The 13,482-nt window shown below is 36.7% G+C and carries 13 protein-coding genes; 7 read left to right on the forward strand and 6 right to left on the reverse strand.

What is annotated here, in order from left to right:
• The first annotated feature begins 144 nt into the window (after positions 1-144).
• A complete protein-coding gene (locus tag DSM02_RS20730; protein WP_317128242.1) occupies positions 145-279 on the forward strand; it encodes a site-specific integrase in 135 nt (44 codons plus the stop codon).
• Between the two features lie 384 nt (positions 280-663).
• Here DSM02_RS20730 and DSM02_RS12235 read toward each other — a convergent pair whose 3' ends face one another.
• From DSM02_RS12235 to DSM02_RS12260, 6 genes are all read right to left on the reverse strand, one after another.
• Positions 664-1,767: a hypothetical protein gene (locus tag DSM02_RS12235; RefSeq protein WP_128765910.1), complete on the reverse strand. Its 1,104-nt coding sequence runs from the start codon at positions 1,765-1,767 to the stop codon at positions 664-666.
• Between the two features lie 81 nt (positions 1,768-1,848).
• A complete protein-coding gene (gene qatD, locus DSM02_RS12240; protein ID WP_128765911.1) occupies positions 1,849-2,577 on the reverse strand; it encodes a Qat anti-phage system TatD family nuclease QatD in 729 nt (242 codons plus the stop codon).
• Between the two features lie 2 nt (positions 2,578-2,579).
• Positions 2,580-3,911: a Qat anti-phage system QueC-like protein QatC gene (gene qatC / locus DSM02_RS12245; RefSeq protein WP_128765912.1), complete on the reverse strand. Its 1,332-nt coding sequence runs from the start codon at positions 3,909-3,911 to the stop codon at positions 2,580-2,582.
• Positions 3,908-4,741, reverse strand: coding sequence for a Qat anti-phage system associated protein QatB (gene qatB / locus DSM02_RS12250; RefSeq protein WP_128765913.1), 834 nt, complete (start codon positions 4,739-4,741; stop codon positions 3,908-3,910). The genes qatC and qatB overlap by 4 nt, the downstream gene beginning before the upstream one ends.
• Positions 4,742-4,744: 3 nt before the next feature.
• Complete coding sequence (locus DSM02_RS12255; protein WP_128765914.1) at positions 4,745-6,583, reverse strand: KAP family P-loop NTPase fold protein; 1,839 nt, start codon at positions 6,581-6,583, stop codon at positions 4,745-4,747.
• A gap of 178 nt (positions 6,584-6,761) precedes the next feature.
• Complete coding sequence (locus DSM02_RS12260; protein WP_128765915.1) at positions 6,762-7,001, reverse strand: helix-turn-helix domain-containing protein; 240 nt, start codon at positions 6,999-7,001, stop codon at positions 6,762-6,764.
• Between the two features lie 457 nt (positions 7,002-7,458).
• Here DSM02_RS12260 and DSM02_RS12265 point away from each other — a divergent pair, with 457 nt between their 5' ends.
• The 6 genes from DSM02_RS12265 to DSM02_RS12290 all read left to right on the forward strand — a co-directional run bounded on the left by DSM02_RS12265 (position 7,459) and on the right by DSM02_RS12290 (position 13,480).
• Positions 7,459-8,250 (forward strand): sigma-70 family RNA polymerase sigma factor, encoded by a 792-nt coding sequence (locus DSM02_RS12265; protein ID WP_128765916.1) that lies wholly within the window; start codon positions 7,459-7,461, stop codon positions 8,248-8,250.
• 2 nt (positions 8,251-8,252) lie between these two features.
• Positions 8,253-9,350, forward strand: a complete 1,098-nt coding sequence (locus tag DSM02_RS12270) for a hypothetical protein (protein WP_128765991.1) — start codon at positions 8,253-8,255, stop codon at positions 9,348-9,350.
• A 1,222-nt stretch (positions 9,351-10,572) separates the two neighbouring features.
• A complete protein-coding gene (locus DSM02_RS12275; protein ID WP_128765917.1) occupies positions 10,573-10,857 on the forward strand; it encodes a hypothetical protein in 285 nt (94 codons plus the stop codon).
• A gap of 122 nt (positions 10,858-10,979) precedes the next feature.
• The gene (locus DSM02_RS12280) at positions 10,980-11,381 is read left to right on the forward strand and encodes a DoxX family protein (protein WP_128765918.1); all 402 of its coding nucleotides are present in this window, start codon (positions 10,980-10,982) and stop codon (positions 11,379-11,381) included.
• A 2-nt stretch (positions 11,382-11,383) separates the two neighbouring features.
• The gene (locus tag DSM02_RS12285) at positions 11,384-11,806 is read left to right on the forward strand and encodes a DsrE family protein (RefSeq protein ID WP_128765919.1); all 423 of its coding nucleotides are present in this window, start codon (positions 11,384-11,386) and stop codon (positions 11,804-11,806) included.
• Positions 11,807-11,827: 21 nt separating this feature from the next.
• On the forward strand, positions 11,828-13,480 hold the full coding sequence (locus tag DSM02_RS12290) for a bifunctional metallophosphatase/5'-nucleotidase (protein WP_382402998.1): 1,653 nt from the start codon (positions 11,828-11,830) through the stop codon (positions 13,478-13,480).
• Positions 13,481-13,482 lie beyond the last annotated feature (2 nt).

Consider the following 13,482-nt stretch of genomic DNA (forward strand, 5'->3'; position numbering starts at 1 on the left):
CAACTGGCACAAATCGAACCGATACAGGCTTAACTAAAAACCCAAAAGTGGCACAATTCAAACCGAAATGCCTGGCACTAACCGACCGAAATCAGTGGCACAATTTGATCCGAGTTATCCAGACACAGCTTTGCCACTCAGGCTATGCTTCAGGAAGTGCCGTTACAGGCTATATCAGAAATGTTAGGGCATACGAGCTTAAATACTACTCAGGTTTATTTAAAATCGCTACCCAGTACGGTATTAGACGGGTATAATGAACGCATCGTGATGCTTTGATAGCTAATTAGAGATACTTTATTCCCCTAAAAAAGCAGGGTGACTCCACAATGAGTCCACAGTGAACCCACACTGCAACCACACTTTTCCATTCTTTTTGTGGGTAGATATGGGTTTATAATGGTAAGAATGTTGAAGCATATAAGAGCATCTGAGCCTTTAGATTACCGCATACGAAGTCGGTATAGAAAGAGTGGAGCTATACAAACAGGCCTTCTAAAAGCTTTAGTACCTGAAAAAAGGGTTTGTATGTTATATTAGGATTAATTCAGATAAAATACACATTTTTTAATATTTTCTCTTAGAAAGATTAATAAGGAACTCCTTTTACGTTATCTTAATCTTTTTATGTATGCAGCTATCGAACCGGGTCGAAGTAAAAAATTATTCAATGAGAAACTCTCGATCAAGATTATTAGACTTTCCAAATCTAATATATCCTTTAGTGATTAAATTATAAATAAAAATGTCTTTTAAATAATTTAAACTTTTTTGATCATTTATACCTATCGGGTTTTTAATTCTGTCCTCTAAAACTTCGATTATTCGTTTTATTATTCGATCTTTTTTATGCCAGCTCTGATTTTTAAACTTTTTATTAGCATGTCTATTTGTTATCGATCTTTCAATACTACTTTCTAGAAAGAATTTTGTTTCAAAATAATCTTCGTGTTCTTTTGCGTAAATATGGCAAAATGTCGTTATGAATGAGGGAGATTTAAGTTCTTCTGTAATATTTTGAATTTTCCGATACTTAAAGTTTTTATATAACAGGCTTAGGAAAATAAAGCCTAAAATTATTATTAAAACTAGGTTAAAATAATCTAGTTTGATTGGTAAGAAGTCTAAAAAAATAGCACTTAATCTTTGTATTTGAACTGATATATTTATAAGGATCAAAAGGAATGCAGAAATTCCTAACACTAAAAAGCTAGACCTCTTGGGTTCGTAATAATTTTTTAGTTTGTCAGTTAATTCTTGAGATTTATCCTTCTGGATTTTTTTTAGGGTTGATTTTAATTTTTTGTTTTCTTTTTCTTGTTTTTTTATTACTTTCTTTAAATCAAGTATATCTTTTTCAAGTCTTAGTATTTTACTTCTATCATTGATTTTTTCATAGTCATTTTCAAAGAGTATTAAAGAGCTGGAGGATTTTAAGTTGTGTCTGTCTATGTAGATTTTAAGTTCTTTTAATAAATTATTTAAAATACTAAATCGTTCTTTGGCTTTTTCTTTTAATTTTTCGTCAACCTTATCAGGGTGAGTCAAATTTCTTTCTTTGTAAAGTTTATCATGTAGTTCAATAATAGAAACCTCATCAGAGATATTTAATTCTTTTTTGATCTTTTCAATAATAGTCAATTCCAAGTTAGTCATAAAATTTTTGCTAGCGCGTCTATATAGGTAACCTATTTTTTGGCGAGGAGTTTGCAGAAGAAAATTAGAGATAGTAAATACAAAATTATCAAACGGCTTAAATAAAGTCAATAATGATTTTAAAAACTGCAATTAGCTTCTGAAAATAAGCTAGTTAATTAAAAATATTTTATGGATAAAATTTTCTAATGACTATTTTAAAAGCTTTTTGAAATTCTTGTTTAAAGATAAAATTATATCATTTACACTTAATTTTTTTAATCTAGCAAGATCGAATACCATCTCTTGAAATAATAAGGAGTGGTATTCTTGATTTTGAGATAGTGTAAAGGGGGCATCAGATTCTAATAATAAACGATCTATAGGTAGCTTTTGTAGAATCTTTCTACCATTATTTGATTTTAACATTTTTAAGTTAAATGAAAAATAATAACCATTGTTAAGGGCTGTTTCTATTAGTTTTAGAGGTCCCGAGTACCAATGGAGAATTATTTTACCGGGAAAATTGGACCCAATGATTTGTAGAACTTCTTTCTCAGCTTTACGGCTATGGATCGTAATAATTTTATCTCCACAACTTCTACAAGCAGAAATTATTTTTGTAAAAACATCTAACTGCTTATTAAAATTAGCAGCGGATTTTCTGTGTTTATCCAAACCTATCTCACCAATATAGCGTGTTTGATTTATGAGTTCAAGATATTTCGGCAATTCATAGTATCTTTCAGAAACTAATTCAGGATGAAACCCTAATGCCGCCCGGAGATATTTTGTACCTAGACTGAGACTTCTAGAATAGAAAAATACACTTGGACTATTAGTCACTGCAATAGTATAGCACTTATTAGTTTCAATTTGTTTGACTAAAGCTTCAGGATCACCCATAAGATCTAGGTGAAAATGGGTATCGTGGAAATTCATGATTATGGATATAGGAATTCTGCTACTTCTTCCATACCAGTTTTATATATACCAACATAATCTGATAATTCGTACTTGTTTGAAAATGAAAGAGGTCCTGAATTCAGGACTTCAAAAATTAGAGATTTCTCAGAAACACTTTTTAAACGTTCCAATGCTAATTGAAAGGCTCGCAAATCTTCACGAGACTTAGATTTTAAAGAATTAGGATTATTAATAATATCGTGAATATATACAGTATCTTCTATATTTGCTTTTTTTTCAGCAGCCTGTCTTATAATACAAGGCACACAATATCCACAATTAACACCTGATTTCCCACCTTTTTTCCATCTGTTTTGATCGGGATGAGAACAAGAAAGTGTATCCTTGTTAAATTCTCGCAATAGTTCTAGGTTTTCACAGTTTAACGCCATAGAACCTTTAGTTTTAGTTTGATACGGGTTGTAGATTTTATTTTTAATACCTAAATGATAGAAGATATTTTGAAGTAGATAGATGTAATAAGGATGAGTAGTGCGCGTGCTATGACTACTTAATCTCGTGCCTGTTAGAGGAACATTTAATGAAATAAGTCCATTTTCTGGAATAATAAAATCTATTTCTTCCCCTAGGCTATTAGCAATGGTAAGACCAAGAGAAACAAAAAGAAATGAACGCATTCTACTGCTTATATCAGCAGAAGGTGCATTTTTTTTGACTGGTTGAACCCAGAACCGAAATGTCTCGAACGATCTATCTCCATATTTGTTTTTCAAAGCCCCAAACAGTTTTTGCTGGGCTTTTCCTTCAGAACCTCGCTTATGATGACTTACAAAAGCCATACGATTTCCTTGTTCAAGATAATCAATAGCACCGATGAAAGAATCCATTCCACCAGAAAAAAGCGCTACTTTATCAATTTTCCAGTCCTTATTTTCTTGTAAAAATTTTAACTGCTTTTCTTCCTTAATTAATTCTCTAAAATTAAAAAAACATCTATCTCCACTGAGAAATGATAAGGTATTTTCAAGTTCTTCCTTGATTTCTTGCCAAAGTTGTGGTTTTGCAACTGGTATATAAATTTCGAAATAGCGACTCCATCCTTGAAAGCCAAAAATCTTTCTAGAGTATATTTGGTCAATAACATAGAGACCTATAGCTAAGTGAAGAAGATCATTTGCTTCTTCCGAGGTAGTGATAGCACACTTTTTTAAGATATCAAAAACATTGGTTGTTACAATAGTTTCTGATAATCCTCTATCGTTCGTAAAGATGGTCAAAACATCTTTTTCTTCTTTGAAATTGAAGTTATCTTGTCTATGTTGCTTAAGAATTACTTTTATTTTTTTCATTGTTCCAAGGTTGTGTAGGCTAGTTCGAAAATATCTGTAACCAAGTCACGTCCAGAGCCTTGTGCTAGATCAAAGTCTTTCAGGTTAGCACTCTCTATTCCCACTTTAACTTCCTGTCTTATAAAATCTTTCATCTGATGCTCTAACTCAATTGCCTTATTTTCTGACAACTTATTTTTTTCTAGAGCCATACCAGCTTCATATACCCATTTTTTAAATATATAAGCAATTACATATTCTATTACAACTTCTTTGATAAGAGTTATGTTCAGAAAATCTAAACTATTCAAATCTTGGCCATCTTCTTCCAGACGCTCATACAATTTTTGCGTGGCGATTATGACAGCAGCTCTGGCAATTGCTTCATCGTTCGTGGAGCCGACAGGTGCAATTTTGTCGGCGATAATTGCTAATACTTCTTCGCTAGACCTACCAATATGGCTTGTCAGTCCTAGTTGAGATAGTGTTTCTGATACCCCCTGTGAACTTAGATTATTTAGAAAACTAATATATCCTCTTCCGATATTTATACCTACTGCCGCAGAAGTGGTGGCTTTTTTTACACCCCCTGTTTTATGTATATAGTTGCGTATCGCAGTTTTGAAAGTGGTTCTCGATGGATTATTTATATACTTAGTGAAATTTGATTTTACAGACTGAAAATTACCGGTGGATTCGTGAATAGTTATATCAGGATTTACTTTTTCATTATTATCGTCTTGCACATCCTGTTGTTCTTCTTCTGTCGGCGGAGGTGAAGCTGGTGGGGCCCAGTCAGGTAAAAGTGGGGAAGATCCTGGGATTCCAGAACCTGATTTAGATGTTCCCATGATTTAGGATTTTATCAATTTTTTCTTTGCTATTGAGGCAAGGGGTTTATTAGAAACGGATTTACTCCATCTTGAGATAAGGTCTTTGACTTTTTCTTTGTGGCTCCCAGTTTTACCGATTTCAATCACCTGAGTTATTGCTGCTAAAGGAATACGTGAATCCGGCTGATCTTCTAACATAGAGAGTAGCTGAGAGTTTAATTCAGTACGAATCTTGCAGAAGTTAAAAAGTATTTCAAGAGGAGATCCATCCCCGCTAACCTGTTCTGTTTGAACGAATTTTTCCTTAAGGGATTCGAATACCGTCACCGCGTCACCCTGACTTAATTTTTTAGAATTATGCAGAGCAGTGCTACGTATAGTCTCTGATCCCTGTATTAATTTACGAAAGATTTCCTGAGCTTCCGAACTCATACGTCGTATATTAGAACCCATAATAGACAATTTGTCTCTAGAGACATAAAAATATGGCTGCAAATCAACACCCTCAAGAGAAGGTTTAGATATCAGCCAGTTTTTAATCCATGGATCTTCAAGCAAATCAAAATGCTTTGACGAATTTTTCTTAACTTCAATGGAATCTTTGTTATGATCTAGGGCTAATTCTTCTAACGTACCCATCTCATTAATTATCCCTTTATTTTGCGCTTGTTCTTCATAAAAATCCTCAAAAGTCTCTCCTTTAAAATATTCCAATAACATTAGTTTTGCCAGAATTCGTTTCTCAAATTTTTCATGAGTATTTGCAATCATTTTAGACCTTAATAATAGTGTGTTTAAAAAACGTTTAACTTGTCGAGGATTTCCATTAAGGCCAGATGCGAGTACAGGAATAATTTGTTCTGAAAGAAGAAGCGCTTCCTTAAGAGATTCAGGAATGTCTTTTATAAACTCATTTGCATTATTGAAGTTTAATGAAAAGCCTGATTGATTTTCATTTTTTTTGCGTAAAATTATTTCTCTTACAATTTCAAATTGTTCATTTTCAAGATATAATTGGCAAAATAACAGGTTTACATAAATACTCAGTTCTAATTCACTAAGAGGTGGAATACGAATGGGATATTGTATCATTTTCTCTAAATAATCGCGTCCCACTTCACTGTTATCTCCAGGAATTTCTGGAAACCTCCTTCGGACTGCATACTTTATTAGACGTTCATCGGCACCTATTACAAAAGCTGTTTTTTTAGTGAATAAAAAGAGTTTAATAGCCTCTAATGTTCCTATTATGGTTTCATGTGTACAACGATCCAAATCATCGATAAACACTATTATTTTCTGTATTTTAGTCTCAGCCACAAGATCTTCAAAGTTTTGATGAAAATTTTGAATATTATTTCTGATAAGTTCATCTGGATTTTCTTTGTCTATCTTCAAGTAATTTTCATAGTCAAAATCTTTTCCTTGATTTAAAATATTTGAAAGAGCTATACCAGCAATACCTACTGGGCCTGTAGCTATACCCATACCATATTTAATTACTGAACCTGTAACTTTCAGAATGTCTACCTTTCGTAGTAAGCTTAATGCTAGTTTTTTAGCTTTTTCGTTAAGCGTTCTCTCTCTAATTACTTCATCAAGTATTCGCCCTAATAATACAGTTTTGGTATCTTCATAACCTTCAAAAAGCCACCCATTGAATTTTATTACCAATATATCTTTCTCATTTTTATAGGTGGTCTCAATCATGTTCATTAAGCTTGATTTTCCACCACCCCAATCTCCAAATATTCCAATACTGCAAGGCAAGAGTTGGTCATTGTCTATGATGGTTTTGGAAGCATCAATGAGATTCTTAAAATTAATAAAGTCTAAATGAGTTTCATTATCGCTCCACATATAAATCAATTATGTAAGGTTTTATAAAAGTGATTTAAATAGCTGCTATGCAGATTTAAATCACTTTTATAAAACTAAACAATTTAAAATACAGTGTATTATGGATATCTGTAATAATCGAGCTTTTAAGAAAAAAAGTTTCGGTTAAGTTTATAGAGGAATATCAAATCAGGCTATTTTAAACCTTATTAATTGGGAAATCAAAATCGAAAAGTTCTCGGGGATGTATATCTAAACCTTTGGCAAGTTCAATGATAGTTTGGAATTCCAGACTTTTTTGGCCTTTCTCAATTTTTGAAATGGCACTAAAATCAAGATCACATTTTTGAGCTAGCTGTCTATAACTTAATTTAAGTTCTGTTCTCCTTTTAAGAACGTTTTCTCCAAATTTTAAAAGATATGTTTGATCGGAAATCATTTGACAGCCTTGTGAATAAGCAAGCTCACAAATTTTAACATAAATAATGTAGGTAGTACTAACTACAATTTGTTTTTTTTTATATATTTACCTCATAATTATATATTTGCGAAACTTCTTAGCATAACATATTAGAAGCATTCGCTTTGAATCTCGAATCAAAAACTGGTACTTTTTAGCAACGAGAGGATAAGCCGGGATGCTCACGACCCGGGCGTGGGCTCTCACTTATTGTTGCGCGGTATACCAGTACCTTGATTCGATAAGTTGAGACCTGCGCCTTTTTGTATTATTCTCAGCATTTCTCAACATTCAAGCTATGCTTCTTATTTAATGAAGCCTCGCAGCTATACCCTAATTTAAAATGTGCTCTTGGGCTGGTATAATCATACACCTGCTTAAGATCAGTACACCCTTATTTTAAAACTATGTGGAATAAATAAAAACGGGTACAGTTATGAAGCATTATCCCAGTGAAATACACTTTGAGTCTTTTAAATCGGGCTGCAGCCAGGCATTTAATGCGTTATACAAACACTATTACCGCCCCATCTACTGGATGGGCAGGAGTATGCTTAAAGATGTCTTTGTGGTAGAAACACTCGTACAGGATGCCTTTTTAAGGCTGTGGTACAAACGCGACGATATCGAGTCGCCTCAACACCTGGTTAATTTCCTCTATGCGGTCATTTCCAATGAATGCAAGTGGTTTTACACACGACCGGGGAATCAGTTTCAACGCAGTATTTACTCCTATGACTCTATTCTCAATTATCAGGACTATAGGTGGGGCTATGATCCTGAAGCAGTCGATACGCATCTGGAAGATCAGCAAAACAGCCAAAAAGAATATGAGCAGGTAGTCGGTATATTGCCCTTGCTCGGAACGCGGTTCAAACGCCTTATAGAACTGGGAATGCAACACGGCTTTAAATACAAAACCATTGCGGAGCATATGGGGATCAGCATTAAGGATGCCAGCAACCTGATGAAAGATGCTATTCAGCAGCTCAAAAATATCCTGCAGCAGGAGTGTCTGACTGAGGAGGAACGTTCGGTTTCAGAAGCTTCCAATCCACCCCAGGAGCTGACCGAACAGGAAACCCGGGTATTGACCCTGCGCTGCGAACAGCAGTATTCTTTTGCCCAGATCGCAAACGAACTCAAGCTTTCTCAAAAGGAAGTACACCGCGCCTTTACGACGGCTTATAAGCTGTTACAACAGCACGAACACTTACAATCCGCTTAATGATGAAAAACAAAACCCTCAGCCTAACTCGCAAGATCCAACTCAATATAGACCTGCCCGATTATGAGGAGCGTAAAGCAGCAATGGCCAAACTTTACGATTGGCAATACTGCTGTTTTAAGGCTTCCAATATCATCGTCTCACACCTCTATGTGCAGGAAATGATCAAGGAATTTTTTTATTTGACCGAGGACATTCAGTATAAACTGGCAGATCAAAAGAAAGACGAAAACGGCATTCTAAACCGCTCGCGTATCAACACCACCTACCGGGTGATCTCAGACCGGTTTAAAGGTAAAATTCCAACCGAAATCTTATCGAGTTTAAACCGGAACTTAGAAAGTGCATTTAAAAAAAATGCACCGGAGTACTGGAGTGGGGAGCGCTCCCTTCAAAATTTTAAAAGAGATAATGGCTTTCCGTTTGGTCCCAACAGTATGTTCAGCTTTAAATACGATGAAGAACGAAATTGTTTTTGTTTCCGACTTTTTAAGATTCCCTTTTGCACCTATTTGGGCCGGGACTTCTCCGATAAGCGGGTTTTGTTACACCGGGTACTCAAAGCGGATACCCGTTTACGCACCTCCCAGATCCAATTAAAAAACGGGAAGATATTCTGGCTGGCGGTCTTTGATATCGAGCAAGAGCAACACGCCTTAAAGCCTAATGTGGTTGCTGAGGCTTCTTTATCACTAGAATATCCCATTACCGTCAAGATTGGTAGTAATCGAACGACTATTGGAACAAAAGAGGAGTTTTTATACCGTAGGCTGGCGATACAGGCCGCCCGTAAACGGGCGATGGCCGGATCGGTACATTCCCGTGGTGGCCACGGGCGCAAACGCAAACTCAAGGCCGTAGAAAAATATAAGGATAAAGAAACCAAGTATGTCAATCAGCGCTTGCACGTGTATAGTCGTAAACTCATTGATTTTTGCGTCAAACATCAAGCCGGTACCTTGATACTGGTAAATCAGGAAGCCAAAATAGAAGCCGCACATGAAAAGGATTTTGTACTTAGAAACTGGAATTATTACGAACTCATGACTAAAATCAAATACAAAGCGGAAAAGGCTGGGATTGAGTTGGTCGTAGGATAAATTTGAACTGAATAAGCGGGTGCTTGTACACCCCTAAGGTGAGATCAAAGATACTCACTAAGTGTAACGGGCACATACAACGCGCGAGCTCATCGTATATTTATACTAGGCGGTAAAAACGGACTTTGAATATAATAATTTGGAAATTTAAACTAATTAAGCGGGTGCTTGTACACCCATAAGGTGAGATTATAGCTACTCACTAAGTGTAACAGGCACATACAACGCGTGACATCTGACTTTTGACAAATGGCGATTTAAAAAATAAAAAACGCTGAACTCCTAACTCAAAAGTCTAAACTAAAAAAGAGGGTGCTTGTACATCCGTAAAGTGAGATTCCAGATACTCACTAAGTGCGACGGAGCACATACAACGCGTGAGCTTGCTTATTAACCAACTCAAGAAACGAAGCCGTACTGATGAAAGAAAAGTAAATGATATTTTGAATGAACTATAAAATGACCTTTAGGGTTGAGGGTACTTGTATACCCGTAGGGTGAGGGTTACGCTCACTAAATGTCATAGGGCATATACAACGGGCGTGAGTGAACTGTAAACTCAAATACTTAGAAATCCTTCCTATTCCAGTTCTCAAACTTTTCGTCATCCAGTTCATTTTAGCACCTTTTATCGCTTTGAACTAATCATCCAAATTCGGAACTCCATTGGTTTTCTGAAAAAAATCTGACACCTGAAATGCAAGCAGATTAAATCGATTTGTCGCAAAATCTTCACTAAAAATAGGGGCTCCCAGAGCTTTTGTCGCAAAAATCTAAAGATCAATCAGTAATAAAAAATTATCAATTAACTGATTACCAACAACTTAATCCATAAATGTATACCGTAACAGCGCGCAGCGTGTTACCCTCTTGCTATACATTTTCCTCCGCTTCGCTCCCTAAAATGCTACTTATTTTACCTGAAGGTAAGTAAAAAAGTTTCCATTAATTTTGATATCAAATGCTGTCAAATTAAATGAGAAGCAAACCCCTTTACTTATTATATCTGGAGCGTTTTTCTGTTTGTAACAACGGTTTAAAAAATCATTGAACAGATAACGGCGTAGCAGATTGAAAAAACGAATACGCTGGGTAACTTAAGTTACAAATGGGTAAGAAGTATTGAATTACATTTGTGCTTATGGTTTTACCCAGGTCTTACATACCAATTTTTTTCACCTTTATCTTTCTGATAAAGTTTATTGCTATTGATACGAATGCAGTGAGTTTACTATTCAAGGGTTCAGAGACCACTTTTGTAAATCCCTATTGTAAAAAGAAAAACTCCCCAAAGCAAACCGGTCAAACTAAAAACCTGACAAAATCTGAAACCGAAACCTATACTATTTTGATTTTGAGTGGTTTTTGTGCCTCGCCATTACAGGTGACCTTTAACAACTGGGAGACATCGCTTGATGTGAGTACTCCGGTACCACCTGAAGAATCACCTTCGGCATTAATGTATCGCTATTCTGATAACGACTCTCCCCCTCCCCGAATGGGTTGAGTCCCTCCTCAAGAGAACTTATAATGTACTTGCCCTACCGGCAGGATCAAAGTGTTCTCAATTGGTACGAACCTTTACGGTAACGTACTTCATTTAAATTCACATCTATAACATTAGTAACAATGGCTACTACAATTCGGGTAAGCCGTCGTTCCATTCAACTGTTACGCATACTGATAAGCGGTATTTTTCTCGTGGCGGGTTTTAATCACCTCGTTCATGTAGAAGAAACAGCTAAACGTATAGAACAGGCCAGTTTTAAGGGTATTGCCTATTTCTTTGGTGATCCCCAAGTGCTGATTGTTCTATCAGGTATTGTAATGCTAACAGCTGGTTTCCTGTTCCTTATTGGGTACAAAACCAAATGGGCGGCATTGCTGTTAATGGCAGTACTCCTACCCATCACACTAACCATTCAGGTAGGGCAAATAAACACATTGGGCCCTCTCTTTAAAAACATAGCAATTTTTGGCGGACTTCTCTTTTTTGTATGGAACGATACCAGTAACCTTTTAAAAAAATAATCATGAAATTCTATTTATTCAGTTATATCCTTTTGATACTAAGCACCTTTAATACGGCTAAAACACAGGCACAGGAAAATCAACCAACAAAAAGTAATTATGTGGTACTCACTAAAAAAGTACCTCAATTGCAACCCATACTCCTCACAGCCGAAGCCCTTCGGGCTGAACAGGGCGATTCTTTTGGGGATTTTCAGGTCATTATTTGCGGAAAAGAAATTGGAGATATAACTCAGGATGACCTAATTACCCCATTCATTGAACGGGCAAAAAAAGCAGGGGTCCAGATAATAGCCTGTGGATTTTCACTGAAGAAGTTTAAGGTGAGCAGAGCGGCGGTACCTTCCGGGATTAAAATTGTGGAAAACGGAATCCTGCACAATTTCCGGTTACAGCATAAAGGTTATAAAAGCTTAAGTCTTTAAGAACATAAGAAAGAGATGAAAATGATTCACAGATTTAAATTAAACATCCTTGTATTTTTGAGCTTGCCCGTAATACTGGTGAACTGTAAAACCGAAAAGGTCAAGGCTACAGATCGCCCAAATAGCTCAGGGGATACCTTAAGTATAACCATCCTGCAAACTGCGGATATTCACGGACAGCTGGATCCGCATCCCGAACTTTTTCGCGAAGATGGAAAAATCGTATTCAGGGAACGAGGGGGACTGGCCCATGTAAAAACCCTCTTTGCTGAGGAGCGTAAAAAGAGTCCCGGTCGCACACTTATTGTGGATGGAGGTGATTTAATACAGGGCAGTGGGTATACAGCGCTTTCTCAAGGTAAGGTAATGCCCGAAATCATAAAGAACATGGGGTACGATATTATCATACCCGGCAACTGGGAAGTAGTTTATGGAAAAGAGGTGATGATGGAAATCATGCAAGGCTATGACACAGAGGTCATCGCGCAGAATATGGTTCACAAAGGGAGCATGGACCTCTTATTTCCTCCTTATTCAATTCAGGAAATTGAAGGGATTCGTCTGGGGTTTATAGGGATTAATGATCCAGATGTACCGGTGCGACAGAATCCCATATTCAGCAAGGGTATCGGGTTTAGTGGTCTTACCGATGATCTTAAGAAGCACATGGAACACCTCAAGTTACAGGAGCGTGTGGACGTTCTTTTTCTGGTTACCCATTTGGGCATATTTAAGCAGGTAGAGCTGGCGAATAATCCGTTGGCAGCGCAAGCCGATTATATTTTGGGCAATGACACTCATGAACGGGTACGAAAACCCATAACGGGTAAATATGCCAAGGTTACAGAGCCTGGAGCCTTTGGTTCTTTTGTAGGTAAGTTGATCTTGCATTTTGTAAACGGAGAACTGGTAGGTGATGATTATGAACTTCTTGATGTTGACCCTGAATTATACCCTGCAGATCCGGGGATTCAGGATTTAATAAATAGGAAAAAAGCGCCCTACAAGGATTCTCTGGAAACCGTGATAGGGTATACAAAAACTCCGCTTTACCGCTATCTCACCGTTGAAAACCCGATGGATAATATGATTACGAATGCTGCCCGCTGGAAAACCGGCGTGGATATTGCCATTTCAAACGGCTTTCGCTTTGGAAACCCTATAGTACCTGAACCTGATAAACCTGCACCAATCACCCGGGCCAATTTATGGAATTTACTTCCTGTCAACGAAAAAATCAAAACAGGTAAAGCTACCGGAATTCAGATTAAGAACTGGTTAGAACAGGAAATGCACAATGCGTTTTCTCAAAAACCCACGGAGCGTTTTGGAGGATGGCTCGTCCGATTTTCGGGTATGAACGTGGTTTTTAACAGTCAGAATAAGAAAGGGCATCGTATTGAACGTATCACCGTAAATGGAAGACCCATGCAGGATGATGTGTATTATACCCTGTCGGCCTGTTTGCGTCCCGGGGATCCCATAGATAATTTATGCAGGATGCCAGATGTAAAGGATGTTGAGGTTAAAGATTATACGATACATGAGGCAGTAGAAGACTATTTAAAGGAAATGTCGCCCGTTTCCCCTAAGCTGGAAGGTCGGGCGTATTGTGAATATCTGGGAACTGAATCTTTTTCAACAGTTCCGGAAACAAATTATGAATTTCATTAAAA

The sequence above is a fragment of the Leeuwenhoekiella polynyae genome (assembly GCF_004104075.1).
GTDB classification, from domain to species: domain Bacteria; phylum Bacteroidota; class Bacteroidia; order Flavobacteriales; family Flavobacteriaceae; genus Leeuwenhoekiella; species Leeuwenhoekiella polynyae.